This is a genomic window from Arthrobacter sp. B2a2-09 (genome assembly GCF_027587375.1).
Taxonomy (GTDB): Bacteria; Actinomycetota; Actinomycetes; order Actinomycetales; family Micrococcaceae; genus Arthrobacter.
Window position 1 is genome coordinate 1 of sequence record NZ_JAMXIC010000020.1, and the last position, 26,082, is coordinate 26,082.

At 63.9% G+C, this 26,082-nt stretch carries 25 protein-coding genes and 1 pseudogene; 9 read left to right on the plus strand and 17 right to left on the minus strand.

Features of this window, described 5'->3' with window-relative positions:
- Window positions 1–517 precede the first annotated feature (517 nt).
- From rpsN to rpmB, 3 genes are read right to left on the minus strand one after another with little or no spacing between them, the layout of a single operon-like run.
- The gene (gene rpsN / locus NFJ07_RS18455) at window positions 518–823 is read right to left on the minus strand and encodes a 30S ribosomal protein S14 (protein WP_028267656.1); all 306 of its coding nucleotides are present in this window, start codon (window positions 821–823) and stop codon (window positions 518–520) included.
- Window positions 824–825: 2 nt separating this feature from the next.
- The gene (rpmG, locus tag NFJ07_RS18460; RefSeq protein WP_003798558.1) at window positions 826–993 is read right to left on the minus strand and encodes a 50S ribosomal protein L33; all 168 of its coding nucleotides are present in this window, start codon (window positions 991–993) and stop codon (window positions 826–828) included.
- On the minus strand, window positions 993–1,229 hold the full coding sequence (rpmB, locus tag NFJ07_RS18465; protein ID WP_078107326.1) for a 50S ribosomal protein L28: 237 nt from the start codon (window positions 1,227–1,229) through the stop codon (window positions 993–995). Before rpmB ends, rpmG begins: the two co-directional genes overlap by 1 nt.
- 439 nt (window positions 1,230–1,668) lie before the next feature.
- Here rpmB and NFJ07_RS18470 point away from each other — a divergent pair, with 439 nt between their 5' ends.
- The 3 genes from NFJ07_RS18470 to NFJ07_RS18480 all read left to right on the plus strand — a co-directional run bounded on the left by NFJ07_RS18470 (window position 1,669) and on the right by NFJ07_RS18480 (window position 4,563).
- Window positions 1,669–3,159, plus strand: coding sequence for a ferredoxin reductase family protein (locus NFJ07_RS18470; RefSeq protein WP_269996557.1), 1,491 nt, complete (start codon window positions 1,669–1,671; stop codon window positions 3,157–3,159).
- Window positions 3,156–3,728, plus strand: coding sequence for an FMN-binding protein (locus tag NFJ07_RS18475; protein ID WP_269996559.1), 573 nt, complete (start codon window positions 3,156–3,158; stop codon window positions 3,726–3,728). Before NFJ07_RS18470 ends, NFJ07_RS18475 begins: the two co-directional genes overlap by 4 nt.
- Window positions 3,729–3,789: 61 nt before the next feature.
- Entirely contained in the window at window positions 3,790–4,563 is a 774-nt protein-coding gene (locus NFJ07_RS18480; protein WP_269996747.1) for an FAD:protein FMN transferase, read from the plus strand.
- Here NFJ07_RS18480 and NFJ07_RS18485 read toward each other — a convergent pair.
- Both NFJ07_RS18485 and NFJ07_RS18490 read right to left on the minus strand, forming a co-directional pair.
- Window positions 4,560–5,321 carry an SGNH/GDSL hydrolase family protein gene (locus tag NFJ07_RS18485; RefSeq protein WP_269996561.1) on the minus strand — a complete coding sequence of 254 codons (762 nt, stop codon included), beginning with the start codon at window positions 5,319–5,321 and terminating at the stop codon, window positions 4,560–4,562. The two genes, NFJ07_RS18480 and NFJ07_RS18485, sit on opposite strands and share 4 nt — an antisense overlap.
- Before the next feature lie 67 nt (window positions 5,322–5,388).
- Window positions 5,389–5,868 (minus strand): MarR family winged helix-turn-helix transcriptional regulator, encoded by a 480-nt coding sequence (locus tag NFJ07_RS18490; RefSeq protein WP_269996563.1) that lies wholly within the window; start codon window positions 5,866–5,868, stop codon window positions 5,389–5,391.
- 121 nt (window positions 5,869–5,989) lie between these two features.
- On the opposite strand from NFJ07_RS18490, the gene NFJ07_RS18495 reads away from it, so the two are divergent.
- Window positions 5,990–6,622, plus strand: coding sequence for an NADPH-dependent F420 reductase (locus NFJ07_RS18495; RefSeq protein ID WP_269996565.1), 633 nt, complete (start codon window positions 5,990–5,992; stop codon window positions 6,620–6,622).
- Window positions 6,623–6,682: 60 nt separating this feature from the next.
- The gene (locus NFJ07_RS18500) at window positions 6,683–6,967 is read left to right on the plus strand and encodes a YciI family protein (protein ID WP_269996568.1); all 285 of its coding nucleotides are present in this window, start codon (window positions 6,683–6,685) and stop codon (window positions 6,965–6,967) included.
- A gap of 32 nt (window positions 6,968–6,999) precedes the next feature.
- On the opposite strand, the gene NFJ07_RS18505 is transcribed toward NFJ07_RS18500, so the two are convergent.
- The 7 genes from NFJ07_RS18505 to NFJ07_RS18535 form a co-directional block, all read right to left on the minus strand.
- Window positions 7,000–7,818 carry an SGNH/GDSL hydrolase family protein gene (locus tag NFJ07_RS18505; RefSeq protein ID WP_333482071.1) on the minus strand — a complete coding sequence of 273 codons (819 nt, stop codon included), beginning with the start codon at window positions 7,816–7,818 and terminating at the stop codon, window positions 7,000–7,002.
- Between the two features lie 2 nt (window positions 7,819–7,820).
- A complete protein-coding gene (locus NFJ07_RS18510; RefSeq protein ID WP_269996570.1) occupies window positions 7,821–8,717 on the minus strand; it encodes an SGNH/GDSL hydrolase family protein in 897 nt (298 codons plus the stop codon).
- A gap of 159 nt (window positions 8,718–8,876) precedes the next feature.
- Window positions 8,877–10,034, minus strand: coding sequence for a siderophore-interacting protein (locus tag NFJ07_RS18515; RefSeq protein ID WP_269996572.1), 1,158 nt, complete (start codon window positions 10,032–10,034; stop codon window positions 8,877–8,879).
- The gene (locus tag NFJ07_RS18520; RefSeq protein ID WP_269996574.1) at window positions 10,031–10,870 is read right to left on the minus strand and encodes an ABC transporter ATP-binding protein; all 840 of its coding nucleotides are present in this window, start codon (window positions 10,868–10,870) and stop codon (window positions 10,031–10,033) included. The genes NFJ07_RS18515 and NFJ07_RS18520 overlap by 4 nt, the downstream gene beginning before the upstream one ends.
- Window position 10,871: 1 nt before the next feature.
- Window positions 10,872–11,924, minus strand: a complete 1,053-nt coding sequence (locus NFJ07_RS18525) for a FecCD family ABC transporter permease (protein WP_269996576.1) — start codon at window positions 11,922–11,924, stop codon at window positions 10,872–10,874.
- Entirely contained in the window at window positions 11,921–13,024 is a 1,104-nt protein-coding gene (locus NFJ07_RS18530) for a FecCD family ABC transporter permease (protein WP_269996578.1), read from the minus strand. Before NFJ07_RS18530 ends, NFJ07_RS18525 begins: the two co-directional genes overlap by 4 nt.
- Window positions 13,025–13,038: 14 nt before the next feature.
- On the minus strand, window positions 13,039–14,109 hold the full coding sequence (locus tag NFJ07_RS18535) for an ABC transporter substrate-binding protein (RefSeq protein ID WP_269996580.1): 1,071 nt from the start codon (window positions 14,107–14,109) through the stop codon (window positions 13,039–13,041).
- 551 nt (window positions 14,110–14,660) lie between these two features.
- Between NFJ07_RS18535 and NFJ07_RS18540 the strand changes: the two genes are divergently transcribed.
- Complete coding sequence (locus tag NFJ07_RS18540) at window positions 14,661–15,152, plus strand: FBP domain-containing protein (protein ID WP_269996582.1); 492 nt, start codon at window positions 14,661–14,663, stop codon at window positions 15,150–15,152.
- A gap of 148 nt (window positions 15,153–15,300) precedes the next feature.
- On the opposite strand, the gene NFJ07_RS18545 is transcribed toward NFJ07_RS18540, so the two are convergent.
- From NFJ07_RS18545 to NFJ07_RS18555, 3 genes and pseudogenes are all read right to left on the minus strand, one after another.
- Entirely contained in the window at window positions 15,301–18,765 is a 3,465-nt protein-coding gene (locus NFJ07_RS18545) for an ATP-binding protein (RefSeq protein WP_269996584.1), read from the minus strand.
- 236 nt (window positions 18,766–19,001) lie between these two features.
- Window positions 19,002–19,838: pseudogene (locus tag NFJ07_RS18550) on the minus strand (DUF4194 domain-containing protein); the annotation flags it as partial.
- Complete coding sequence (locus NFJ07_RS18555) at window positions 19,831–21,288, minus strand: DUF3375 family protein (RefSeq protein ID WP_269996586.1); 1,458 nt, start codon at window positions 21,286–21,288, stop codon at window positions 19,831–19,833. The gene NFJ07_RS18555 and the pseudogene NFJ07_RS18550, both read right to left, overlap by 8 nt.
- A gap of 245 nt (window positions 21,289–21,533) precedes the next feature.
- Between NFJ07_RS18555 and NFJ07_RS18560 the strand changes: the two genes are divergently transcribed.
- Complete coding sequence (locus tag NFJ07_RS18560) at window positions 21,534–21,836, plus strand: hypothetical protein (RefSeq protein ID WP_269996588.1); 303 nt, start codon at window positions 21,534–21,536, stop codon at window positions 21,834–21,836.
- Window positions 21,837–21,900: 64 nt separating this feature from the next.
- Window positions 21,901–23,853 carry an acyl-CoA dehydrogenase family protein gene (locus tag NFJ07_RS18565; RefSeq protein WP_269996591.1) on the plus strand — a complete coding sequence of 651 codons (1,953 nt, stop codon included), beginning with the start codon at window positions 21,901–21,903 and terminating at the stop codon, window positions 23,851–23,853.
- A gap of 24 nt (window positions 23,854–23,877) precedes the next feature.
- Here the strand turns inward: NFJ07_RS18565 and NFJ07_RS18570 are convergent, their stop codons facing one another.
- Window positions 23,878–24,282: a YchJ family protein gene (locus NFJ07_RS18570; protein ID WP_269996592.1), complete on the minus strand. Its 405-nt coding sequence runs from the start codon at window positions 24,280–24,282 to the stop codon at window positions 23,878–23,880.
- Between the two features lie 192 nt (window positions 24,283–24,474).
- On the opposite strand from NFJ07_RS18570, the gene NFJ07_RS18575 reads away from it, so the two are divergent.
- Window positions 24,475–25,233 (plus strand): hypothetical protein, encoded by a 759-nt coding sequence (locus tag NFJ07_RS18575; RefSeq protein WP_269996594.1) that lies wholly within the window; start codon window positions 24,475–24,477, stop codon window positions 25,231–25,233.
- A gap of 125 nt (window positions 25,234–25,358) precedes the next feature.
- On the opposite strand, the gene NFJ07_RS18580 is transcribed toward NFJ07_RS18575, so the two are convergent.
- Entirely contained in the window at window positions 25,359–25,850 is a 492-nt protein-coding gene (locus tag NFJ07_RS18580; protein WP_269996596.1) for a flavin reductase family protein, read from the minus strand.
- Window positions 25,851–26,082 lie beyond the last annotated feature (232 nt).

Below are 26,082 nucleotides of genomic sequence, written 5' to 3' on the forward strand. Positions count from 1 at the left end.
CAAAATCAACCAATTCATAAAAACAAATCGGTATCAACAAACTTGGCACACTATTGAGTTCTCAAACAACAGACACACCCGGCACCACCCAAACCAAACGGTCCAAGATCGCTCCGGAGCAACTTCACTAACTTACCAGACCCGCCCCATCCGCACAACTCCCGAACCCGGGAACCGCACCGGACAAAACAACATCCGCGACCCCCCGGAAACCACACCGGAACACACAAAAGCGAACCAAGAAATTGGTTTCCATTTGAAAGGGAGTCTGCCGCAATTTTTCCGCATCAGCGGCGGCGACTCGAACTACTCTACACACCCCCAACACCCCACGCAAATTCACCTTCAGGCGAGCAAGAACCTCGGCAATCCGGGGCGAAACAGCCGGTTCCGCGCAAAAAGAAGCCGTCGTCGTCGCAATTCGGCGTTGTGTGCTGCACCACTTAATCGGAAGCAACAGTTAAACGCAAGAAGGGCCGGCAACCAAACAGTTGCCGGCCCTTCTAGTGCTTCTGGATTACCAGGAAGACTTGGTGATGCCCGGGAGCTCACCACGGTGAGCCATGTCGCGGAAGCGAACACGGGAGATACCGAACTTCTGGAAGGTACCGCGCGGGCGGCCGTCGATGATGTCGCGGTTACGCAGACGGATCGGGGAGGCGTTGCGGGGCAGCTTCTGCAGGCCGAGGCGAGCCTCTTCGCGTGCTTCGTCAGTCGCGTTGGCGTCAACCAGGGTCTTCTTCAGTTCGAGACGCTTGGCAGCGTAACGCTCAACGATGACCTTGCGCTGCTCGTTGCGAGCAATCTTGGACTTCTTAGCCATGTTTAGCGCTCCTCTCGGAATTCGACGTGCTGGCGGATCTTGGGGTCGTACTTCTTCAGGACCAGACGGTCCGGGTCGTTACGACGGTTCTTGCGGGTTACGTAGGTGTAACCCGTTCCCGCAGTCGACTTCAGCTTGATGATCGGACGTACGTCCTTGTCTTTTGCCACTAGAGCTTCACCCCACGAGCCAGAACTTCGGCGACGACTGCGTCGATGCCGCGAACGTCGATGGTCTTGATGCCCTTGGCCGACAGAGTCAGCGTGACATTACGGCGCAGGGACGGAACCCAGTAGCGCTTCTTCTGGATGTTGGGGTCGAACCGACGCTTGTTGCGGCGGTGCGAGTGCGAAATGCTGTGTCCAAAGCCCGGCTCGGCTCCGGTCACCTGGCAGTTTGCTGCCATGACGACTCTCCTAAAAATAAAATGAAACGGCCAGCAGAGTTCCTGCTTCCCGTGCAATAGGCGACGTCCGCAACCAGTCCACACCGTTTTCGGTAGTTCCCGCAGGGCTGTATCTCTCGACTGAAACCAGCCAATGATCACCGCTGCGGCGAAGGTAGTGGGTCCGGACAACAGGCCGGAATACTGGGCGAATACTGGAATGCACGCAACTTGAGCCCCTAACTACCGGCCCGCGGATATCCCGTTGTTACCAACAGTCACCGCCAACCGGAGCAATTGCACACGCTCCGCGCCACCTAGCGCCTAATAAGTCTAGGGGCTGGGGGAAATTAAGACCAATCGGGTGTATAAGAACCCAGGGCAAAGCGGTCACCCAAATCATAAGCGGAGGCTAGCCCCCTCACAGGAGAACGAAAGGTTGAGAGTTCAATCTTGAGACATGAAGTCACAACTCCTCGCCTCCCCAGGCCAACGTGTGGGTACGTCCCCGGGTCAGCCTCCAGCGCCCACGAGGCGCAATCCCACCAAGGGAAGGTTCGCTGCGCAACATCGCCGACGCATGTTCCGGACGGACATGCTCACGATTGCGCTATGGGCTTCCCTTGCAGCGGCGCTGGCTTTGTGGCTCGCTGACGGCGGGATGTCGTCAGTCGGGAACCTCACCCAAGCGGTCACCGCCGTCGGGATCCTGGCCGGGCTTGCCGGCATGGATCTGGTCTTCCTGATGCTTCTGCTCGCGGCACGCCTGCCTTTTGTGGACGGCGCGGTTGGGCATGACAGGGCGTTGGAATTCCACCGGAAGCTAGGCAAACCGGCCCTCTACCTGTTGCTGGCGCACGGACTTCTCCTGGCGACCGGCTACGGTATGGCCGAAGGCCTGAATCCCGTCAGCGAGGCCGTCGCGCTATGGACCCTGGTACCCGATATGTGGCTGGCGTTCGTATCCATGGCGTTGTTCATTACGGTTGTGGTTACCTCGCTTGTGGCTGTTCGGCGCCGCTTTCCCTATGAATTCTGGTACTTCGTCCACCTGCTCACGTATTTGGCCGTAGCAGTAGCCCTTCCGCACCAGTTCAGTGTGGGCGGCTTGTTCGCCGAAGGCACCTGGCAGCGCTGGTACTGGCTGCTGCTCTACATAGGAACAGGCTCGGCGCTGGCATGGTTCCGCATTGCCCAGCCGGTGATAGCCACCTACCGGCACCAACTGACCGTGCGCCGCGTGGTGCCTCTTGCGCCCGGCGTCTTCAGCATCGAAATGAGCGGCCTGCGATTGAACGAATTGTCCGGAAACGGCGGCCGGTTCTTCGTGTGGCGCTTCCTCGCGCCCGGCATGTGGTGGCAGGCGCATCCGTTCAGCCTGTCGGCGGAACCGATCATGCCGCCGTCGGGCAGGTCAAACGGGCGGTCCGCCCAACAGCCGGGCTTGCGGATCACCGTCCGGAATTTGGGTGCGGGCTCAGCCCGGCTGGCTTCGCTCAAACCGGGAACAAAAGTTGCCGTCGAAGGTCCGTACGGGGTCTTCAGCACGGCAGCCCGGAGCCGGGAACACGTCGTGATGATCGGGGCAGGAATCGGGATCACGCCCCTTCGGGCGCTCCTGGAATCCACCCCCTTCGCGCCAGGCCAGGCGACGGTCTTGCTGCGCGGCAGCAGCGCCGAAGAGCTATTCCTTGGCGACGAGATCCTGGAATTGTGCCGGAAGCGCGGTGCCACGCTCTTCCATCTGACCGGCCCACGGTCCGCGAATCCTCAGAGCACATGGCTGCCCGCTTCTGCTAACGCCTCGAGGCTGGGGGACTTCGTTCCGGACATCACCGACGCGGATGTGTACATTTGCGGTCCATCTGCTTGGGCCCGCCAGGTGCTGGCCGAGGCAAAAAGGTCCGGCGTGCGCGAGGAACAACTCCACTACGAAAGGTTTGACTGGTGAGACTCAGGGCAGGAATTTCAGCGGCGCTAGCGTCGGCGGCCATCCTCCTGGTCGGCTGGCAGTCGGGTGCGCATGTGGCGGAATCGAACGCGTCGGCGGTCACGACTTCCGCCACAGGAAACACAGGCGGGACCACTTCGGGCACGGGCTCGACGGCGAATGGATCCACCGGGGGCAGCGCTTCCGGATCGTCCTCGGGAACCGGAGCCGCCTCCAGTTCCAGCACGGGCTCCAGTTCCAGCACCGGCACGGGCTCCAGTTCCAGCACCACCCTGGGAGCCTCGGCCAAGGCGGGCGGCACCTACGCAGGCACGTCAGTGGAGACCCGCTTCGGAACAGTCCAGGTCCAGGTAACGATCAAGGCCGGCGTGATCACGGATGTCACAGCCCTGCATCTGACTGACCAAGAGCAACGATCGGTTCAGATCAGTGCCAGGGCAGCACCCCTCTTGCGATCCGAGGTGCTGAGCGCCCAGTCGGCGAACGTGCAGACCATCGGCGGGGCCACTTTTACCAGCGATGCGTATCTGACATCCCTCCAGGCAGCCCTCGATGCAGCCCACTTCTAAGCCAAATGAGCCCGGGCAGGCCAATAAAGAGCCCCGCCTTCGCTCCCGCACGTTCACCAGCATGGGCACCGTGGTGAGCCTCGCCGTCCCAGCTGCTCCGGGGACGGTTCCCCAAGCCGCAGTGGAAGAACTTGAGGCGGCCACCGCCGTCGTCGAGCGCTTGTTCAACGGGCTGGAGCGGACGTTTAGTCTCTACCGTCCCGACTCGGAGGCGAGCGCGATGGCACGGGGCGAACTGGCCTTGGCGGACGCCTCGGCGGACATGCGCCGGCTGTATGTCGAGGCGGCCGAATGGCGCACCGTCACGGAAGGTGCGTTCACGGCGGAACGGCCCGACGGCGTCGTGGACTTGGCGGGGATCGTCAAGGGACATGCGATACGGGAGGCTGGAACGTCGCTGCTCGCTCTGGGCCTGAAGGATTGGTGCCTCAATGCGGGCGGGGACGTCCTGGTGGACGGTTCGCCGACGCCGGGCAGTGCGCGGCCGTGGCTTGCGGGGATTGTTGACCCGGAAGATCGGACGACGCTCCTGACCGCGTTTCCGCTCGACAACAAGGGCAAGCACGCGCTGGCGACCTCCGGAACCAGCGAACGCGGCCACCACATCTGGTCAACAGGCCTCAAAATTGCGCGGGACGAGGGATTCCGCCAGGTTTCGGTGGCAGCGGCCGACATCATCACGGCCGATGTCCTGGCCACCGCCATCATGGCTGGGGGCGCCCGGACCCTAGCGCTGGCGACCTCCCACTGGGACGTGGACGTGCTCGCGGTGAAGAACGACGGCGGACTGCTCGCCACACCCGGCTTTCGAAACCTCGCTCCCCAGAACAGTTAGGGTCGGGTGAGCTGCGGATACTTCGGGCTGAGGCCATCACCTGAAGACTTGCCCGTAACGCGGCGGACGACCCACGGGGCGGCGTGTTCACGGGCCCAGCGCGCGTTGGCCCACAAAGCTTCCACCCGCGCAAGCTGGGGTTGCGTGACCGGCGGCGGGACCTCAAGGGAACCTTCGTGCTCCAGGACGGCCAGCACGCGGTTGGCCATGTTGATGTGACCGGCAGTGGACATGTGCATCCGGTCCTGCGCCCACATGTGCCAGTCGTGGTATTCGCTGAAGCGCCAATAGTCCACCAGCAGCGCACCGTGGTTTTCAGCGATTTCCCGCAGCAACTCGTTGTAGATCGCGGTGCGTCCTCGCATGGTGCCGAAAACCTTGGAACTGCGGGCATCGAAACCCGTAAAGAGAAGCAACGTGGCGCCAGTGGCACTTAGCTTCGCGATACCGGCCTCGTAGTCTTCCATGAGCCTGTCGACATCGACTTTTGGGCGGAAGATGTCGTTCGCTCCCGCGTACAGGGTTACCAGCGTCGGTTGAAGCGCGACGGCGGCGTCCACCTGTTCTGCCATGACTTGCCGGAGTTTCTTACCGCGGATGGCCAGGTTGGCGTAGCCGAAATTGTCGTTGCTTCGAGCCAGCTGATGGGCAACGAGGTCCGCCCATCCCCTGACTCCGTTGGGGCGCGAGGGGTCGGCGTCGCCAAGTCCTTCGGTGAACGAGTCACCCAATGCCACGTACCGGGCAGAAAAATCCATGGCGCCAGTCTTTCATCAGTGCGGGGCGGCCGTCACGCGCGGCGCCCCGTCGCCGGCACGCAACGGCTTAGCGCTCGCGCAGGATCCAGTGATCGTCGTCCAGCCGGGCCACGATCTTCTCGCCGATCCGCGCGAGGTCCGCAACGTCGTCGTCGGTCATGGCGTCCAACATCAAGGCGCGGACGGCATCCACGTGCCCCGGGGCGAGGGACACGATGGTCTCCATCCCGGCTTCGGTCAGGTGCGCCACCGTGACACGTGCATCGCCCGGATGGGCCTCGCGCTCCACCCAGCCGCGTCTCTGCAGCTTGGTGACCACGTGCGACAACCTAGACAGCGAGGCGCTGGTGCGGGCGGCAAGCTCACTCATCGGCAGGAACCGACCGTCCGCTTCGGACAGCATGGCGAGCACGTTGTAGTCGAACAGCGACAATTTGCCGGCCGCTTGCAGCTGGGTGTCCAGGGCTGCGGGCAGCAGAGTGTTGATGCTCAGGAGGGCCAGCCAGGCACGGCGTTCGTCGGCGTTGAGCCAGCGCGGTTCGGTCATGGATTCATCTTAGAAGGAAATCAATGCTTGACACTTCAACTTAAGGTCATTATTGTTTTAGTTGAAGCTTCAAGTAAGTGAATGCGAACCAATCATGAGCACTCAAGCAAAGGAAACAACAATGGCTGACATCACCATCATCGGCACCGGCAACATGGCGTCCGGCATTGCGGCCCGCGCGGCCACGGCAGGCAAGAGCGTCCACATCCTCAGCCGCGACGCCGGTTCTGCCGCTGCGCTTGCCGCGACGGTCAACGGGACCTCCGGCACCACCGGATCTCCGGTGGAAGGCAGCATCGTGGTGCTGGCCACCCCGTTCGATGCCTCCAAGGCAGTCCTTGCTTCCTATGGCTCAGCGCTCAACGGCAAGACGATCGTGGACATCTCCAACCCCGTAAACTTCGAGACCTTCGATTCCCTCACCGTTCCCGCCGGAACCTCGGCAGCCGAAGAACTCCAGGCCCTGGTCCCGGGCGCATCGGTGGTCAAGGCGTTCAACACCGTCTTCGCAGCCACGCTCGCCGACGGCGAAGTGGACGGGCAAACCCTCGACGTACTGGTGGCGGGCGACGACGCCGAGGCGAGCGCCGCCGTCGTCGACTTCGTCAAAGGTGCCGGACTGCGCCCAGTGAACGTCGGGCCGCTGCGCCGCTCGCGTGAGCTTGAGGCCTTCCAGTTGCTCGTCATGACGCTCCAGATCAGCGAAGCCCACCCCGACTACAACTGGAACTCCGCGGTCAAACTGCTGCCGTAGTTCATTGCGGTTTAGGAGGGCGGCCCCTTTTGGCCGCCCTCCGCGTTGTAGGCTGGCGGCATGTTCGTCGTCTCACTGACATACAAAGTTCCCGACGAGATCGTCGATTTCCACCGCCCCGCCCACATGGATTGGGTCAAAGAAGCGTTCGACGCCAGCACTTTCGTTGCGTCCGGACGTCGCGTTCCAGCCATCGGGGGTGTGCTGTTGTCCAACGTCGACCGTGCAACACTGGACGCTTCCCTGGCTACGGATCCGTTCTATGTCAACGGGGTAGCCGACTTCGAGATCATCGAATTCACGGTCACCACGGCATCCACAGGTTTCGAAAACCTGCTGGACTAGTCTGAAGGTGTCAGGCGTGACGCTGACGCATTTCAAAGCCTCGCCGATTGAGTCACTTTGGACGTTCCCAGGCGCTCCGGCAAGACCACCGGCATAAGGGCCGGCCAGCGGGCGCTCAGGTGATCCCCGCTCGAAACTCCCCTGATACGGCGCGAAAGCCACGGTGCCACGTCGCGCCTGAGCCACGCGGCGTCGTCGGCCATGATCTCGGCGCGGCTCCGCGGTTGAAGCGCCCCAAGCACCGGTGAGCCCAGTGAGTGCGCGGCGCCCAACACCTCCAAGACTTTCTTGGCCATGTATTCGTGCCCGATGCCGGACATGTGCAGCCGATCCGGAGCCCACATCCGGCGGTCCTGGTACTTTTCGAAGCACCAATGGTCCACCAGAAGTGTTCCATAGGCCGCGGAAATGCGCCGGATGTGTTTGTTGAAAACGGCAGTGCGCAGCTTAAGCGGCTCCAACACTGGCGAGAGCGGCACGTTGTACTCGGTGAACAGCAGGACTTGGGCACCACTTTGTGCGATCCGGGCAACGGCGTCCTCGAATCCACGGACCAGTATGCGCATGTCCAGCCGTGCGCCGAGGAGATCGTTGCCGCCGGCGTGGAAACTGACCAACGTGGGAGCCATCGCGAGCGCCGGCTCAAGTTGTTCAGCCACGATCTGCCTGAGCCGACGGCCACGGAGGGCCAGGTTGGCGTACTGGGTCTGCGGCCGGTGCCTGGCCAGTTCCTCGGCGACGCGGTCTGCCCAGCCGCGGCAGTCGTTGGGAAGGCGAAGGTCGGTGTCGCCGACGCCTTCGGTGAAGGAATCTCCGGCCGCGACGAATCGCAGCGGTGTATGCATGGCCATGGTCATGTCCCCCCGTTGTTTTGAGCTTTGGGTTGTGCGCTGTTTCCAGCATCGGCTGGGCCCGCCCCGGCTGCTTGGCGTTCCGCGAGCTTTCGCAGCCCGGCTTTCCGCGGCACCTTCACGGGCTCCGGCCAGCGGGGGCGAAGGCTGTCCCCGAGTGTGACGCCGCGAAGCTTCCGGCCGAACAAAGGCAGGACCCAATCGTTCACCCAGCGGCGCTGACGACGTTCCCAGTCGCGCAACTTGAGCCGCTGCGGTGGTTCCCAGTCCTTGGGCGAGAACTTGTGCGGGACGCCGAGGTGATCAAGTACCTGCGCCGCCATGTATTTGTGTCCGGCTTTGGACATGTGGAGGCGGTCCGAGGCCCACATCCGGCGGTCGTGGTAGGCGTCAAGGCACCAATAGTCCACCAGCACGGCCCCGTATTTGGCGGCCAGTTCGCGGACGCGTTCGTTGTAGAGGGCGTTCCGCTTCTTGAAGGGTTCCAGCACGGCCGAGACCTTGACGTCGTACCCCGTGAACAAGACCAACGTGGCTCCCGTGGCCGCGAGGCGGGCCACGAGCCTTTCGTACTCGGCCATGAGTAGGTCCATGTCCGTGCCGAAGTCCAGGATGTCGTTGCCGCCGGCATAGAGCGTGATGAGCGTGGGTTCCATGGCAAGGGCCCGGTCCAATTGCTCGTCGACGATGTGGCGGAGCCGTTTGCTCCGGACTGCAAGGTTGGCATATTCCCAGCCAGGTTCGGCCTTGGCCAATTTCTCGGCAACGCGGTCGGCCCAGCCCCGGACGCCGTTCGGTAGGGCCTCGTTCCGGTCCCCCACGCCCTCGGTGAAGGAATCGCCCAAGGCAACAAACCGCCGTCGTCCGTTCTGGTCAGCATGAAGCACGTTCCCAGCCACCACGCCAGCCTAGCCCCGCCCGGTTGCCCGCCGGCAAAGCCCAGGTTAATTCGACGCTCGCTCATTTATGGGGCCTTTTGGCCGAACCCTCGCTCACCTGATGTGAGCGAGCGTCGGGGAAAAAGACGACATATGTGAGCGAGCATCGAAGGGGGTCAGCTAGAGTTCGGATTTCCCCTTGCGCCAGTAGCCCATGAACGCCACTTGTTTCCGGTCGATCCCCACATCCCGGACCAGGTACCGGCGCAACTCTTTGATGACCCCGGCCTCACCTGCGATCCAGGCGTAGAACGGCAAGGCACCGGTGGGAAGGCCCGGGTTGCGGCTCGCTTCGATCGCGGCCGTGTCCATGCGCAAAGGCGTTTCCCACAAGATTTCCTGGTCCACATTGACGTCTTCGGGCTCGGGGCCGGCGGCGCGGTCGAGCGAGATGATGCCCACCCACCCCGGGACCGGTACGGCTCCGCGGACGGCTTCCTTCAGTAACTCGCCATGGGGTCGGGACCGGCCGAGGGCCGCGCCGCGCGCGAGCCACGTGATTTCGATGTCGGCGTCTGAGGCGAGGTCTTGGAAATCGCCGGCCTCCGGGACCTCAAGGAAGGCCTGGCCGGTGATTCCCACGGGCAAGGATTCCAAGATCGCGCTGATGGCGGGGACCGCTGTTTCGTCGCCGGCAAGGAGGACCCGCCGCGCCAAGCCAGGACGCCACTCGATACCGGAGTATGTTTCGGCGGTAATGCAGTGGGCTGCCCGGTTGTTGGGGCCGATGATAGTGATGGAATCCCCGGGTTTCGCGCCGAGCGCCCAGATGGCCGCCGGCCCGCGTGACTTGCCCGACGCCGGCCCGGTCCGGGGCGCGCCGGCCGCACCGCCGTCGACGTCGGGACCGGCCGCATCGACCCGGGTGCCGCTGCCGTCGCCGTGGACCCCACCGCCGTCGTCGAAGTGCATCACGAAGTCGACGTCGATCTCCGGATAGACGGCGTCGAGCCTCTCGTTCCGCACCGTGTAGCTCCGCATCGATCCGCGCACCGCGGGATCCATCGCCAACCACTCTTGGTACCAACCGGCATCGCCCGTGTTGAAGGCGGGCAAGGGCAGGGGGCGGCCGACGGCGTCGAGCGAGGGAATCATGAGTTTGATACGGAGGTCCAGGGTGTTCCCGGAAACACCGAATCCGCGCAGGCAATATCCCCCGAACGTAATGCGGCGGAAATTGGGGCCAAGATCCTCCACGGCGGTGACGGTGACGTCGAAGGCGAGGGTCATCGGCTCCGTGATTGCGTTCCGCACGGCGGCAACGGCGTCTGCGTTCATGAGGCGAACTCCAATTCGATGGGTGTTGGGGTAGCCGCGGTGTGGTGCCGGCCGATTGGGAGAATGAGCGGGGTGCCGGAAATTGGATCTGGAACCACCCGGGACTCCAGGCCGAAAACGTCGCGAACCAAGTCCTCGGTGACCACTTCCAGCGCGGTCCCTTCAGCGACGATTGCCCCGGCCTTCATCGCGATGACGTGGTCCGCGTAACGCGCTGCGAGATTGAGGTCGTGCAGCACGATGGCCACCGTGGTTCCGCGACTGCGGTTGAGATCGGTCACCATATCCAGCACCTCCATCTGGTGTGCCAGGTCAAGGTAGGTGGTGGGTTCGTCGAGGAGCAGGACGTCCGTCTCCTGCGCAAGGGCCATGGCGATCCACACCCTCTGACGTTGCCCGCCGGACAGTTCGTCCACGTTTCGATCAGCCAACTCCAACGTTGCGGTGGTTTCGAGCGCGCGCTGAACGGCGAGATCATGCACCGACAGGTCACCCGTCCTCCAGCTGCGGAAGAATCCTTGGTGCGGATAGCGTCCGCGGCCCACGAGTTCGCGGACCGTGATGCCGTCAGGGGCAAGGGGGTGCTGCGGAAGAAGGCCAAGCGTGCGGGCGAGTTCGCGGGCCGGGCGGGAGTGGATGTCCTTGCCATCCAAGGTGACGACGCCGGCGCTCGGCTTCAGGAGCCTGGACAACCCCCGTAGAAGCGTGGATTTTCCGCAGGCGTTGGCACCCACGATCATGGTCACTTTGCCTTCGGGGATCTGCGTCGAGAATCCTTCGACCACCCGTCGCTGCTCGTATTGGAGCGTCAAGCCTCGTGCGCTCAGTTGTGCCATGTCAGGCTTCCTTTCGGTTGGAGGTGACCAGGAGCCACAACAGGAATGGAGCGCCGAGGGCGCCAGTAATGACGCCGACCGGCAGGACGGTGCCGCTCAGGATCAGGGGTGCCACGTTGTACGCGAAGTAGTCGGCCGCCAGGACAATGAGGGCGCCCGTGAACGCCGACGCCGGAAGGCTGGGACGTCCGACAATCCGCCGAGCGATCGGCCCGGCAAGGAAGGCAACGAAGGCAACCGGCCCGGCAGCCGCCGTCGCCACTGCCGCGAGCGCGACGGCGGTGATCACCAGTCCGAAGCGTACGGCGTTCACGCGGATTCCCAGTCCGGCCGCAGCGTCGTCCCCGAGTTCGAGCATGCGCAACGGTCCGGCGAGGAGGGCCAAAACAGGAATAAGCACCGCGAGGGAGGCCAGGAGGACGCCCACCCGTTCCCAATTGGCCGAATTCAAGGAACCGTTGAGCCAAATGAGGGCCTCGGAGGCCGTCCGGATATCCGCTCGGGTCATGAGGAAGTTCACCACCGCCCCCAATGCGGCGGCGATACCAACGCCGGCGAGAATAAGCCGGCTGCCTGCCGCGTTGCCGCGTCCGCCGCCTGAACGCCCGCCGCCTGAACGCCCGCCGCCTCGCGATATGGCGTAAATGACGAGCGCGACGCCGATCGCACCAGCCAGCGCTGCACCAGACACAGCGGCACCAGACGCGCCGAACACGACGATGGCCAGGACTGCCGCGGCACTCGCACCGTAACTGATGCCGATGACGTCGGGGCTAGCGAGCGGGTTGCGGAGCATGGTCTGGAACAGCCCGCCGGAGAGGCCGAACGCCACACCAATCAGGATGCCGAGCACGGCCCGGGGCAGTTTGTTTTCCATGACGATGAAGCTTGCGCCCGGGATCTTCTCGCCGCCCGTCAGGTGGACGGTGAGGATCCTGAAGAAATCGGGGATGGTGACCGTGTAGCTGCCCAGGAGCACGGTCACCGCAAAGAGGACCACGACGCCGGCGCCCAGGAGTGCGGTCCGGTTCAGTTTCCGGCGGGAGGCGCTCACAGCGAGGCCCCCTTGCCCCGGCGGACGAGCCACACGAAGACGGGAGCACCGACGATGGCCGTCATGATGCCCGCGGGGACTTCGCCGGGCAGCAGCACCACCCGGCCGATCACGTCCGAAACCAGGAGGAGGGCCGGTGCGAGAACCATCGAGAACGGCAGGATCCAGCGGTAGTCCGGGCCGGTAAAGAAACGCACCGCGTGTGGAACCACGAGCCCGACGAATCCGATGGGACCGGCCAAGGCCGTGGCCGATCCGCAGAGCAACACGATCCCGAGCGCCGTGAAGCCCCTGGCCAGCGCCACATTCTGGCCGAGCCCGCGGGCAACGTCGTCACCGAGGGCCAGGCTGTTGAGGATCCGGCCGCTACCCAGCACGATCAATGCCCCAAGCAGCAGGAACGGCAACCCGGTCAACACCACGGACCAGTCGCTGCCGGCAATTCCACCTACCTGCCAGAACCGGAAGCGGTCCAGCGTGTCCTGGCTCGAAACCAAGATGACATTCATCAGGGAATAGAGTCCCGCGCTCAGCGCAGCCCCCGCCAAAGCGAGCTTCACCGGCGTCGCACCGTCACGCCCCATGGACGCAATCAGATAGACGACGACGGCGGCCGCGGCGGCGCCGACGAAGGCGAACCAGATGTAGCCACTGGCCCCTGAGATACCGAAGAGGTAGATCCCGGCGACCACGGCCAGTGCCGCCCCCGCGTTGACGCCCATGATGCCCGGGTCGGCCAAGGGGTTGCGGGAGACTCCCTGCATCGCGGCGCCGGCAAGGCCAAGGGCAGCCCCGGCCACTAAGCCGAGCACCGTCCGTGGAATGCGCGTGTGGACGACCGCATGGTTGCCGTCGTCGGGGTTGAACTGCGTGAGGGCTTGCCACACAGTTTCGAGGGACATGTCCCTTGCCCCGATCGCGAACGAGGCCGTACAAACAAGCACAAGCACAAGCACGACGACGGCGACCAAGAGCCAGGCGGCCTTCGCGCGAGCTGGCAGGTGTTGCCTTTTGGAATCGCTTTTGCAGTCATGAGCTGCCAATTCGCGCCCGGTTCCTCCGCGAGAAGGTGGGCCAACCGTCGTCGTACTCTCTGTCATGTCAGGCGTGTCGCTTACTTGGCGGCCGCGTCGGCGCCCTTGGCCAGCTGGGGCAGGAAAATGTCCAGTGCCCACGGCAGGCTCAGGGGCGAGGATGCGGAGATCGCCAGGGTGAGGGTGTTGTCGGTGTCGGCAACCAGGGCGCCCTTCTTGATGGCGGGGATCTGGCCCAGCAGGGGGTCCTGCTTGATCTGGTCCGTGGTCTTGGAATCCGGCACCCAGGTCACGAAGACGTCCGAGGAAAGCTCGTTGGCCTTTTCAGCGGACCACGGCACGAAGAATTCCTTGGAGCCCTTGCTGGCGTTCTCCACCACGGGGGCGAGCTTCATGCCGATTTCGGACAGGAAACGCGGCCGGTTGTCGTTGGATGTATAGACGTTGACGCCGTCGCCCTTTGCGGGCTCGAGGTTGCCGTAGATGAAGGTCTTGCCAGCGAGCTGCGGGAACGCGGAAACCTTGTTCTTGACGGTGGCCTCGGTGTCCGAGACGAGCTTTTCCGCCTCTGAATTTTTGCCCAACGCCTTGCCGATGATCGTGGTGGCTTCCTGCCAGGGCGTGCCGTACGCGAGTTCGGGCTGCGCCACCACCGGGGCAATTTCGGAGAGCTTCTTATAGTCGGCTTCGGTCAGCCCGGAGTAGGCGGCAAGGATGACGTCCGGCGCCAACTTGGCGATCTCCGTGAAGTTGATGCCGTCCGCCTCGGAGAACCGGGCCGGGGCCTTCGCGGTGCCGAAACCGGCGCCCAACTTCTCAAGCGCGGCGTCCTTCCAAGGAGTGGAGCCCTTGTCATTGTTGCCCCAGGCGACCTTCGGTACACCGACCGGTACGACGCCGAGAGCCAAGGCGACGTCGTCGTTGACCCACGAGACGGTCACCACGCGCTCCGGTTGCGACTTGATGGTGGTCTCACCGAAGACGTTCTTGATGGTGACCGGGAACTGACCGCTTGGGGCCGGCGTCGTCGCGGAACTGGCGGTTGTTGAGCCGGTCGAGCAAGCGCTGAGGGACAGCGCGACGGCGGCAAGCGCTGCGGTCGCTGCACCTGCGGTCTTCAGCAGGGCACGGCGTGTGGGGCGGGAAGCCACGAGACTCCTTAGGTAAGTGATCCAAACCTAAGTAAGGCTAGCCTACCCTTCCGATAATTACGAAACGTTTGCATCACGTAATTGATGCCCTCTGCTGGAGACCCGGACGCTCGCTCACCTTTGGCGGCAAAAACCAAAACGCTCGCTCACATCTAGTGAGCGAGCGTCAGCCGAAAGTGCCATATAAGTGAGCGAGCGTCGGGCCCAGCGGGAGCTTCAACGCACGGGGATTTTTGGAAACCGAGCACCGCGTTTGCAAAGATGACAGAGCCGGTTGATTCAACGAACCGCGCCAAGGCCGTGAAAGCGGCAAAGATCGAGAGGATGAGCATGCGCACTACACACATTGGCGCTGCCATGGTTGGCGAGGTGGCCATGTTGGCCTACTTTGCAGCTCCCTCCGCGTCGGCCATCCCGCCCGGCGGCAAGGGAAACTAGCCCCGCCGCCTCACGCAACAAGCACAACGAGGGGTTCCTTTGCTGTGCCCTCGGATCGCCAGACGCCAGCGTCCTTCCTCTTCGGAGCCCAAACGATCTGAAAGAACTTCGCCGTGCAGAAAATCACCGCTCAACAAATCCGTTCCTCATTCATCAATGCGAGCCGCTCGGAGGCCGCCAAACTCAACCTCCCGAAGGACTTTGATTCCCTCGACTGGGACAACCTCGAATTCCTTGGCTGGCGCGACGAAAAGATGCCGATGCGAGGTTATCTCATCCTTCCGAACGATGGTTCCCTCACAGGCATCCTGCTGCGCGCCCCCGAGGGGGGCTCCGGCAAGAAGCGCTCAGTCCTTTGCGAACTGTGCCGCGACGTGTTTTCCAAGGACGATGTCTATCTTTGGGTTGCCAGGCGCGCAGGCCAATCGGGCCGCGACGGCAACACCGTGGGGACGTTGATCTGCGCCGAATTCGGCTGCTGCGCCAACGTCCGCAAGGAGCCGCCCGTCAATGAGATCAATCCGGACCCGGCCGCCGTCGTCGTTCGCCAAATCGCCGGACTACAGTCCAGGACCGCTCAGTTCCTGGGGCGGGTACAAGGATAGTAGTCGCCCCGGCGGCAGACGCTCGCTCACTTTTGAGGGCAAAACCGCGGACGCTCGCTCACATCTAGTGAGCGAGCGTCCGGCGGAAACCCGCCAAAGGTGAGCGAGCGTCCGCCGAAAATGCCACATAAGTGAGCGAGCGTCCGAACTAGCGGAGCACGATGTCCACAGGATTGGCCTCGGAGCGCCATTCGCCGGGCACGCCCGGGCCACCGATCACTGGAGCCGTGAGCACACCGGAGCGGTTGGTTCGTTTGTCGCGCAGGATTTCCGTGACCGAACCAAGGTGTCGGGAGAGGTCGATGACGTTTTCGGGGGCGGCCAGCAACAACTGGAAACCGAACTCGTGCAGGGCCTTGATGCCTGCACCGGCGAACTCCTCCGAGGCCAGGACGAATGCCTCATCCATCATCACCGTTCCGTAGGTCGTGAAACCCTGTTCGGCGATGCCCAGCTGGTAGCTCAGGGCCGCGGCCATGATGAACGCCGTGAATCGCTGCCGTTCGCCACCGGACATCGAGCCGGTGTCTGCGTGCATGTACACCTCGGTCTTCTTGCCACCCCGCGGGCCTTGGACGGAGCGATGCTCCTTGCACTGGATGAAGAGATGCCCGCGGACATCCAGCACCTCGGCTCGCCAGCGCCGGTCCTCGGGGGTCTGCGAACCGAGCCGCTTGACCAGGGTTTCGAGCGACTTGTAGCGGTTGGTGAGTTCGACGTCGTCGTCCGCCTCGGTCGGGACGCCGGCACCCGAAACGGCGCCCGCCGCGCGCGACGGTCGGGTGTGACGCGTCTTCAACGCGTTGTGGATGGCGTCCTTGAACTGCTTCGCGGTGGCGGGCAGCGTCTGCTTGATGTCGAGCTCCAGGAAGCTACCCTCATGGAAATTGACCTCGGACAGGATGCCGTTGAGGGGCAGGATGCGGCTCGTGATGGCGCGGCGTTCCTCGTCGAGCAGGTGGAGCAGCGTGCTGAACGATTCGTGCGTGCGCTGGTTGAAGAACTGCCGGAATTCGGCTTCCTGCGCGGGCAACCCCTCGCTGACGATCTGGTGATAACGGGACTCGAACTCCCCCGCGGCGCCGATCGAGGTGCCGTGATCGGCGGAAATGGCGGTGCCCCATTCGCGCACGAATCCTTCGAACATTCGCGTTAGCCGCTCGGCCAACGCCTGCCCGCGCGACTCGGCTGTATGGAGTTCCGCCAAGAGCTTACTCCGGACTTCGGCAGCCAGGGTGTCGAGTTCATGGAGCTCGCCCACCTCGCCGAATGCGCTGAAGTACGGTTCGAGGGCAGTGACAGTAGCGCCCGACGGCGGCGCCTGGTCAAGGCGGTTGCGTGCAGCATCCAGGAGGGCGTCCGCCGTGGTCATCTGATGGTCGAGCGTCTTGTATTCGCTCTGCAAAACCGCCGCCGCCCCTGTGGAGGACTGGTGCTTTTCGCGCACGGCCTCGATGTTCGCACGCAGGGGTTCCAAGTCGGCCTGCGCAGCCAAGGCGCCCTGGAGTCGCTGTTCGATCTTCGCGAGTTCCTCGGCCGCCACTGCTGCAGACACCTGTTCCCAGCCACGCTCGTCGTCGGCAATGCGGCGCAACGCTTCGAGCTGGCGCGTCATGCCCTGGTGCGAATCCTCGCGGCTTTGGGCGAGTTCGGCGGCCTTCAGAAGCTCGTTTTCGAGCTCGCCCACCTTCGCCGCCACGAGCTCCAGCTTGGAAGCATTGTCGAAACCGAGAACGTAGTCCTGCCGGCTCGTGAAGCGGTCGTCCTTCTCCACCGTGTGCCTGTTGCGCTTGACCACACCGCCCAGGCTCAGGCCTTTGTCCAGCTTGGCGAGCTCGTCCGGGTCTTCCACGCACGGGTAGTCGAAATCGAGGGCGATCCGCTCGCGGATCCATTCACCGGCGTCGGCGTTCGCCCCCAAGGTGAGGATGTTCAGCTTCGTCAACAGCTCGCCGTCGGACACGTCCTCCACAGCCAAAGCGCCGCCCGCGAGCGGTTTGGAGACGTCCACTGCCCGAAGGGCGCCACGGACCGTGTTGTCGTTGAGGTAACGCGTGACCGCGGCAAAATGCTCGCCGGGAACCAGCAGCGTCGTGGCGAGGTTCCGCAGGGCGCGCTCGGCCGCGGGCCGCCACTGCTCCTCCCCCTCGGCGAGGTCTATCAGCTCGCCGCCGAACGGCATGCGGTCCTCGGGAACGCCAGTGGCCGCGGCGATCGCGGCGCGGTTTTCAATGCTCGACGGCGGCAGCAGGGACTTGCGCGTCTTCAGCGAGACCAGCTCCTGCTGGGCTGCGGCGAGCTCACGCTTCTTGGTGGCGTGGCCGTCGAAGGCTTCGAACCGGAGTTCCCTCAGCGCTTCGGAATCGTCCTTGAGTTCGGCGGAGCGGCTCGCGGCCTGCTCGTGGGCCTGCTCCCAACCCTCAGCGGTCCACTCAATGTTGAGTCCGGCGTCGGCCAATGCTTGGCGGGCCGCCTCCTCCACCTGCTGGCGGAGCTTGAGGCCGACCCGGGCATTTTCCAGCGACTGCTCGATCGCCGAAATCGCGTTCCCGCCCTGGTTGTTGTAGTCCGATTCGAGCTGGCGAAGCTCCTTGGCGAGCGCGTCCCGGACGCCTCGCTCACCGCTGAGTTCCTTGGCTTTCGACTGGGCAAGGTCCTTGAAACGGGCCAGAGTCTTGGCATGTACCGTGACTGAGAGCTGCTGCTTGTAGGCGTCGAATTCCTCGCCGCTGAGCTCCCGGAGCCGGTTGGCCTCCAGCAACGACTGGGCATACTCCTTGTTCATCCCGGGAACGGGGGCGAGCTGATCGCGCTGCTGGCGAACGTCCTCCAGCCGCTGCCTGATGGACATGAGGTTGCTGAATTCCTCGACGACGTCGTCCGCAGCAGTGAGCGTCGCGGGCGCGTCGAGCACCTGGTCGCGGAAGAACGTGTTGACGCTGCCGCCGAGTCCCTTACCGGCCTGGATCACGCGCAAGAGTGGAAGCGCCTGGTCCGAGTTGATACCCAGAAGCCGGCGGAAACGCTCCGCAAAGGCCTTGTGGACATCGAAGATCTGGGCGTCCGGGAAGATGGTCTCCAGCGCGCCCTTGGTGAAGCGCTTCTCCGCGATGCCCTCGATCGCGCCGAGATCCAGGGGCTTGTTGTCAATCACGTAGAACCGGCCGACGCTGGACTCCGTGCCGTTCTTGGGCAGGTCAAAGAGGGCCGAGATAGTGATCTTGGTGCCGGCCGCGTTGTCGAACGTCAGGGCGACGGCGGACCAGGTGGCACCCGGGCGCTGGAAGGCACTCGCCGAACCCTCGCCCACGGCCTTGTCGCCCACTTTTCCGCGCATGTACGTGAACGTGGTCCTCTTGTCCTCCACAGCCCCGCCGGCCCGCTGTGCGGCAGCCTCGTTGGAGCGTGGACGGGCATCGAAGACGCGGAGCATGGCGTCGAACAACGTGGACTTACCGACGCCGGAATTGCCCGTCAGCAACGTGCCGTTGCGGTCCACGTGCATCGTGTGGGCGCCGTGGAACGTGCCCCAGTTGACTACCTGGACCAAGGCAAGGCGCATCTGGCCCGGGTTGGTGAGTTCGCCGATCGGAAGCATGGTTGCGATCGTCACTTGGCTGCCTCCATGGTTTCGCTCTCGGTTGAGTCAGTTGTGGTTGCGTTTGCCTCCGCGGTGGATGCCGGCCCCGCCCCTTCGCCGGACAGCATTCGTCCTCCGGACGATGCTGCCGGCTCCGACAGCGGCAGTGGCCTACCCAACACTCGCAAGCTCGCGTCGGGGCCCTCGGCCAGTGCCTTAGATGCCACTCCCTGGCCGGCATCCACCGCTGCGGCTCGTTCGTCACCGTTGGTGTCATCCGCCTCGGTGTCGTCGGGCAGCTCGGACCCGTCGCCGTCGTCGTCCGTTTCTGTTAGTTCGATCAGGGGTTCCGTGCCTGATTCGTCGGCTGCTACTGCGATCAGCGCTTCGATTTGGGCTGGGATGTCGCCGATGTTTTCGAAGGGGAGGGCTAGTGGGAGGGCCTTGGAAATCGCGAAGGTGTCTTCGATGCCCGTGGCCAGGACGAGTTGGCGGGCCAGGAGCTTCGTGACCGTGCGGTTGACGACGTCGGTGTCGCGGAGGGCGTCTTGTTGGCCGGATGGCTGGTAGTGCGCCACGAGTTCGGCGATTTCTTCGCGAGTGATCACCGGGTCGGTCTGGGCCGTCACGTGGCGGTCGAGGAGGAGCCTCAGGCGCAGAAGCACGATGGTTTCCACGCGGCTCAACGCGCGTTGCTGGCGAAGGATGCTCGAGCGGGCGCTGCCTCCGATGGCCTCCGGATCGACCGGCCGGAGCACCGCAATCTTGCGCTCGTGGTCCAGTTGCAGGTTCAGGAAAAGCTCTGAAAGCCGGCTGCGGAGAATCACTTGGTTGTCCAGGAGGGTGGTCCAGAGCTTTTCGTCGCGGCCGCCGTCGACATAGGGGCCCTTGAGTAGCCGCACGAGGGCCTGGCGGACCTTCATGGGCAGGACGCCGGTGTCGCCTGGGAACAGCGCCGCGCCGTCGACGAACGTGTCGCGGGGCGTGACTCGGAACGGATCCTGATGGACATGTCCATCCTGGGAAGCCTCAGAGTGGACATGCTGCGTTATGTCCACTCCTTGCTCCGAAGAGGCCGCATGCTCGGTGGGGTGGGCGTCAGTCATCGGAATCCTTAGTCAGCGTCACGAGCGGCAGGTACGCGGTGCGTGTGCTGCCATCGATTTGTTCGAAGTCGACGTTTTCCCAGGCGGCCCGGTCGAACTCCGCACCACCGTGCAACGCTTCGGACAGGAGTGCCCGGACCGTGTTGATGTGGCGTTCTTCCTCCGGGAGGTTCGCCCAGGCCCCCGCCAGTGTGGAGGCGCCCGCCATTGCCGAGCGGACGGCGTCGGGCCTTGCCTTCGCGGAGCGCAGCGAACGGACCCGGTCCGAATCGCTGAAGGCGATGGGGTCGGCAAGCTTTGGAGGCGCAGCAAACTCATCCGGATCGAAGAGCTTGACCATGGCGAGTGATTCGAATCCCGCATTGAACAACACCGGGCCTCGGACCAGGCCGGGACGGTCGCGTTCGTAGGGCATGGAGCGGATCGCCTGTTCGGCTTCGCGCAGGACCTGCCGGAGCCGGACGGACTGGCGGATGTCGTCGCTCTGGATGTAGTTGTTGAGGCTTTCGGACAGCCGGCCGTAGATGCGCTGGATCTGGCTGTGCTGGGTACGCAGTTCCGCCACGAGGTTCTTGAGGGTTTCCCGGTCCTCCTGGCTGAGGTCGTCCGCGAATTGGCGACTCAACACGTCACCGATCGCCGAACGGAAGCGCAACTGTTGCTGCGGGTCCTCGAGGAACGCCGTGAAGGAGCGGAACGTGCGGCCTTCGGGACTCTGCCGCAAGCGTTTGTCCGCCTCCAGGACCTGCGCCATGGTGGCACCCTTGCTGAGGGACTCCTCGATGATCTGGTTGCGGAGCTCGCCTACCAGTTCTTCGATGCGGTCACGCATCTTCTTGTAGTCGGCAGGCAGGCTCGCCGCAAGGTCCAGGATGTTCCCGGCCGCTTCCACGGCTTCCTCATCGTCCAAAAGACCGTCGAAGTCGCCGGAACTGATGTCCTCGATCAACTGCTGACGCTCTTGAATCTCCTCCGAGAGGGATTCCAAACGGGCGCTTTGGTCCGGGTTGGTCTCGTTGGCGAGCTTTTCGACGTCGCCCAGCAGCGTTCCGAGGCGGGAACCGTTGAGGGTGGAGCGTTCGCTGGACAGGCTGTCCAGGAAAGCCAGGACGCGCGCGGCGGCCTCGGTGATTTCGTAGACGATCTGGCCGGACTGGCCGCGTCGGGTCAGGAACTGCTTGCGGGTCCATTCGTCGGCAAACGCCTTGCCGCTCCCCTGCCCGCCCAGCCCGGGATCCTGCCTGCGGAGCTGCTCAAGGAAAGCGTCGAGGTCGGCATGGAACTCTTCGAGCGGAAGCTGCGGCCTTGTTCGGGTGAAGGATGCTTGGAGCACCGCGATGACCCAGGGGGCCGAGCGTGTGAGGGCCCACGCGGGGCCTTTGGTCAGGAGTTCGAGGTCTCTGAGCCGTGCACTGATGGCGTCGGCTGAGGACATTGCTGAGCGGGACACTTACTCTCCTTCAGCTGCCGCGGAACCTTCTGGCAGCGGAAATCCCGAAAACTGCCCCGTACAAGGTTAACGCAGGGTGCGCCGCAACCCTTCCGTGATCTACCTGCCGGTAGGGTTTCGATCGCGTATCAACAGGCGCAGGGCCCGTGTTTCCGGTGGCCGAACCTTCAAGCTCGCCCCTAGTGTCGTGACCAACGACGTCGACACTCCGACGTCGGCTTTGGCAGCGTTGCGGAGGGGACCCAATGCAGTTCGACTTGACGACCTTAGACACCAGCACCTACGTCTTCGTGGGAACACTAATCCTTGGCCTGGTTCTGGCAGCATTCATCGCGGTAGCCGCCATGGCCACGCTTGCGTTGGTCGGAGCGGGGAGCCTCGCCTGGTACACCGTGAAGAACGTGCTGGGTGGGCTGGTCCACGGCATCAATTTTGCGTGGGACCAGTTGGTTCACCATGCCGGAAAAGTGGAACTGCCGGTGGAATTCCCCTCGCAAGCCGCCCCTAGCACAGGTACCTACCCGCGGGTAGCATTGAGGGACAGCTGAAGGGTTCTCCACCCGAGGCGGATCCTGGGCTCGAACCGGCATAGCCGGCCAGAGGAGTCTTCCCATGACCTCCGCCACTGACAACAAGAGCTCCGGCGTCACCGCGGAAGAAGCCCGCGCCGTCGCCGAGGCCGCCCGCGACACCGAATGGACCCGCCCAAGTTTTGCCAAGGGGCTGTATTTGGGCGATTTCGATCTTGGACTGATCCATCCCTGGCCCCAGGCTAGAGCCGAAGACGTCGAGCGCGGCGAAGAGTTCATGGCGAAGCTGGCGGAGTTCTGCGGCACGATGTCCGGCCGCGTCATCGAACGCGATGCCAAGATCCCGGACGAATACCTCGCCGGCCTCACGCGGCTCGGCGTTTTCGGCATGAAGATTCCGCGCGATTACGGCGGCTTGGGCTTGTCGCTGGTCTATTACGGCAGGGCGTTGGCGCTGTTGGGGTCGGTCCACCCGAGCCTTGGCGCGCTGCTTTCGGCCCACCAGTCCATCGGCGTCCCGGAGCCGGTCAAAGTCTTCGGCACGCCCGAACAAAAGCAGGAGTACCTGCCGCGTTGCGCTGCCGGCGCCATCACGGCATTCTTGCTGACAGAGCCCGACGTCGGCAGCGACCCCGCCCGGATGGGCTGCACGGCAGTGCCAAGCGACGACGGCGAGTCTTACCTTTTGGACGGCGTCAAACTTTGGACTACCAACGGCGTGATCGCCGAACTGGTAGTGGTCATGGCGGTTGTTCCAGCCCGCACCGCTCCCGACGGCACGGCACTCAAGGGCGGGATCACAGCGTTCGTGGTGGAAATGGACTCCCCCGGCATCACCGTGGAGAACCGCAACGCCTTCATGGGCCTTCGCGGTATCGAGAACGGCGTGACGCGGTTCCACCAAGTCCGCGTTCCGGCAGCCAACCGGCTGGGCCGCGAAGGCCAGGGGCTCAAGATCGCGCTCACCACGCTCAACACGGGCCGGCTCTCCATCCCCGGGCTGTGCGTGGCTGCGGGCAAGTGGTCGTTGAAGATCGCCCGCGAGTGGTCCAACGCCCGTACCCAATGGGGCCGGCCGGTCGGAAAACACGAGGCCGTCGGCAAGAAGATCGCGTTCATCGCCGCCACCACCTTTGCCCTTGAAGCTGTCTTTGAACTCTCTGCCGAGATGGCCGATGCCGGCCAGAAGGATGTGAGGATCGAGGCTGCGCTGGCCAAGCTTTGGTCCACTGAGCTGAGCTACACGGTGGCTGATGAGCTGGTGCAGATCCGGGGTGGTCGTGGATTTGAGACGGCGGATTCCTTGGAGGCCCGCGGGGAACGCGCGGTGGCCGCCGAGCAGTTGCTGAGGGACATGCGCATCAACCGGATCTTCGAAGGCTCGTCCGAGATCATGCGCCTGCTCATCGCCCGCGAAGCCGTCGACGCCCACCTTTCGGCCGCGGGCGAGCTCGCTTCGGCGGACGCAACCCTGCAGGAGAAGGCCCGTGCCGCCGTCGGCGCCTCAGGTTTCTACGCCAAATGGCTCCCAAAGCTGGTGGCCGGAGCCGGTATGGACCCCCGGTCCTACAGTGAGTTCGGACGCCTGGCCAAGCAATTGCGGTATGTGGAGCGGGCTTCGCGCCGGCTCGCCCGGCAGACGTTCTACGGGATGGGCCGCTGGCAGGCGAGGCTTGAGTACAAACAAGCGTTCCTTGGCAGGATCGTGGATATCGGGGCCGAGTTGTTTGCCATGGCAGCGTGCTGCTCACGGGCCGAGATGCTGCTGCAGACCGCACCGGAGCAAGGCGCAGCGGCGTACGAACTTGCCGAGGCCTACTGCGAGCAGGCCCGGATTCGCGTGGACGGATACTTCGATCAATTGTGGCGGAACACCGACGACGTCGATCATGAGTTGTCCTCGAACGTCCTCGCGGGCGACTATGCCTGGCTCGAGGCTGGGATCCTCGACCAATCAGAAGGAACGGGTCCATGGATCGCCGACGCCACCCCGGGCGCTTCGTTGAAAGAGAGCCTGCACCGGAAGTACCGCTGAGCCTCGCCGCTGATCGAGGCAGAGCTAGCCAACGTCGCCGTCGAGGTAGTACCAGCGCCGGTCGATCCGCAGGAAGCGGCTGTTTTCGCGCTGGACTCCACGTTCGCCGTCGGAACGGTAGTGCGCCGCGAACTCGACCGTCCCTTTCGCGTCCAAGGGACCGCCTCCGCGCGTCGCCAGGATGTCAAGCCGGCGCCATTCAATGTCCGGGTCCAAGTCCAGCGCGGCAGGCCTGGTGTCCGGGTGCCATGTGCGCAGAAGGTAATCGCTATCAAGGACCACAAAGGCCGAGTAGCGCGAACGCATGAGCTGTTCTGCCGTGGGCGCGTCGCCGTCTCCGCGGTGGAAACGTCCACAGCACTCGGTGTACTGCTCTCCGGACAAGCAAGGGCAAGCCCCGTGGCGGAGGCGGGCCGGATCGAGTGGCATTGATGCCCTATCTGGAAGAGAAGGTGAGAGCTAGGTAACAAATTTTGTCACAGCAGATAACAGCTTCGAAACAACCTCGGCGAGCCGCAGTATGGCGGATGATTCATTCGGATTTCGACCGTAGTCTAGAAGACATGCCCGCAGACCTTCGGTTGCGGCGCCCACCTCACAACTCTGGCTCGGGGAGGCTACGTGGAGGATCCAACAACACTTGGCCTCAATCTGACCTTTTTTGGAACGCTCGGGCTGGCTTTGCTGATGTTCCTTGGTTTGGGCTTCCTGATGGTTGTCACCTTGGTGCTGGCTGGCGTCGCGAAGCTGGTTTCGATCATCCTGCTCGCGATGGTGGGGATCTTCCCGAAACGCGATGCCGTACCGGTTGTGCACTTGCCCCCGCGGCCTCGGCGCACCCCCGTCATGCCGCTCGATTCTGAGGAATCGACGACGGCGGAAGAGGGCTCACTGGGCACGGTTCCGGCGGTTCCCAGGAAACCGGGTCTTGGAATCATGGGGACCGCCAGGTTGCTGTGGTCGGCGTCGTGGTCGACTGTCCGGAACCTCCCTTGGAAGTCGCTGGTGAACCCGCGGACCTGGCCTAAGCCCGCCCAGGTCAAAGCCGGAATCGCAGCGACAGCCACAACCCAGGCCAAGGAACATCCCTTTGTGGTTGCGGTAAAGCAGGATCCTCCGGTCCTGAACAGCCAGTGGGCTGCCGCCGTCGCCGAGGCTGACGCACGGGCCGCAGCACGCGACGCTGAACGAGACGCTGACCGGGCAACCGAGGCGTCAGCCGATGACGCGCCAGCTTCTGACGAACCCGCGGAAGGGAACGTCGACGAGTCGCCCGGGACTGCCGCTCCGGTCCGCGAACACCGGGGAGACTCCCACGGCGGCAAGCCTGTCCCTTCCGGCCGAGTGACGGCCTCTGCCGGAGCCCGCCCCCGGGCGTAGCGTCCGCAGTGCCCGGCTGCCGCGCCCACCCCGCAGTGCCCGGCTCACCCAACTAACTCGCACTTGTTGTCGTTTTGACGCGCGAAAACGACACCTACTGCGATCTAGTTGGGCCGCGCCCAACCTCAGGCGGCCAGTTGCCTGAACCCGGCCCCGTGGTAGATGAGGGGCTCGGCATCGTGGTTGATCTCCACGGACTTCACTTCGAGGACGACGATCGCGTGGTCACCCGCGGGGGTTTCGGAGACCACTTCGCATTCAAGCACCAGCGCCGCGCCGTCGATCAACACCGCACCGGCGTCGCTCGTTGAGGTCGCAAGGCCCGCGAATCGGTCCTGGGTCCGCGAGGAGAGCTGCAGGCACACGGCTTCCTGGCCTTGGGCCAAGATGGAAACACCCAGCCGCGGGGCGCGCCGGAGTTTGGGCCACGTGGTGGAGGAGTTCTGCACCGCAAACATGACCAGCGGTGGTTCGAGCGAGACTCCCACTGTGAAGCTCGATGCCACGAGGACTTCCGGCGCGAAGCCGACCATGGCACTGAATGCCGCCACGCCTGAGGGAAATTGCGCGAACGCCTGCTTGATCGAAGCGGCTCCATCCACCGTTACCTGGGTCATGGCGGGTTCCTTTCTCTGTAGTTTCGTGCCTGCCTTTCTACTAATTCACTGGACACCGATAACGGCAATATTTGTGTATTCGCGTGTCGATTCAAGTCAATTCATAATTCGTCACGCGCTGTTTTCATTACCCCGCAATACGAAAAGCGAAGAATTTGTACGTTTTTCGAGTGTCCCGACCGCGACATGTGTAGCGTCGTGTCAATCCATTGCACAGCCTTGATTCTTCACG

Bases quoted from the DNA above. Each gene is read 5' to 3' on its own strand.
- NFJ07_RS18570 (WP_269996592.1), bottom strand. From the start codon at position 24,282: ATGCCACTCGATCCGGCCCGCCTCCGCCACGGGGCTTGCCCTTGCTTG.
- NFJ07_RS18490 (WP_269996563.1), bottom strand. From the start codon at position 5,868: ATGACCGAACCGCGCTGGCTCAACGCCGACGAACGCCGTGCCTGGCTG.
- NFJ07_RS18470 (WP_269996557.1), top strand. From the start codon at position 1,669: ATGAAGTCACAACTCCTCGCCTCCCCAGGCCAACGTGTGGGTACGTCC.
- NFJ07_RS18500 (WP_269996568.1), top strand. From the start codon at position 6,683: ATGTTCGTCGTCTCACTGACATACAAAGTTCCCGACGAGATCGTCGAT.
- rpsN (WP_028267656.1), bottom strand. From the start codon at position 823: ATGGCTAAGAAGTCCAAGATTGCTCGCAACGAGCAGCGCAAGGTCATC.
- NFJ07_RS18560 (WP_269996588.1), top strand. From the start codon at position 21,534: ATGCAGTTCGACTTGACGACCTTAGACACCAGCACCTACGTCTTCGTG.
- NFJ07_RS18580 (WP_269996596.1), bottom strand. From the start codon at position 25,850: ATGACCCAGGTAACGGTGGATGGAGCCGCTTCGATCAAGCAGGCGTTC.
- NFJ07_RS18485 (WP_269996561.1), bottom strand. From the start codon at position 5,321: ATGGATTTTTCTGCCCGGTACGTGGCATTGGGTGACTCGTTCACCGAA.
- NFJ07_RS18480 (WP_269996747.1), top strand. From the start codon at position 3,790: ATGGGCACCGTGGTGAGCCTCGCCGTCCCAGCTGCTCCGGGGACGGTT.
- NFJ07_RS18520 (WP_269996574.1), bottom strand. From the start codon at position 10,870: ATGGCACAACTGAGCGCACGAGGCTTGACGCTCCAATACGAGCAGCGA.
- NFJ07_RS18515 (WP_269996572.1), bottom strand. From the start codon at position 10,034: ATGAACGCAGACGCCGTTGCCGCCGTGCGGAACGCAATCACGGAGCCG.
- rpmB (WP_078107326.1), bottom strand. From the start codon at position 1,229: ATGGCAGCAAACTGCCAGGTGACCGGAGCCGAGCCGGGCTTTGGACAC.
- NFJ07_RS18565 (WP_269996591.1), top strand. From the start codon at position 21,901: ATGACCTCCGCCACTGACAACAAGAGCTCCGGCGTCACCGCGGAAGAA.
- NFJ07_RS18495 (WP_269996565.1), top strand. From the start codon at position 5,990: ATGGCTGACATCACCATCATCGGCACCGGCAACATGGCGTCCGGCATT.
- NFJ07_RS18505 (WP_333482071.1), bottom strand. From the start codon at position 7,818: ATGGCCATGCATACACCGCTGCGATTCGTCGCGGCCGGAGATTCCTTC.
- NFJ07_RS18530 (WP_269996578.1), bottom strand. From the start codon at position 13,024: ATGACAGAGAGTACGACGACGGTTGGCCCACCTTCTCGCGGAGGAACC.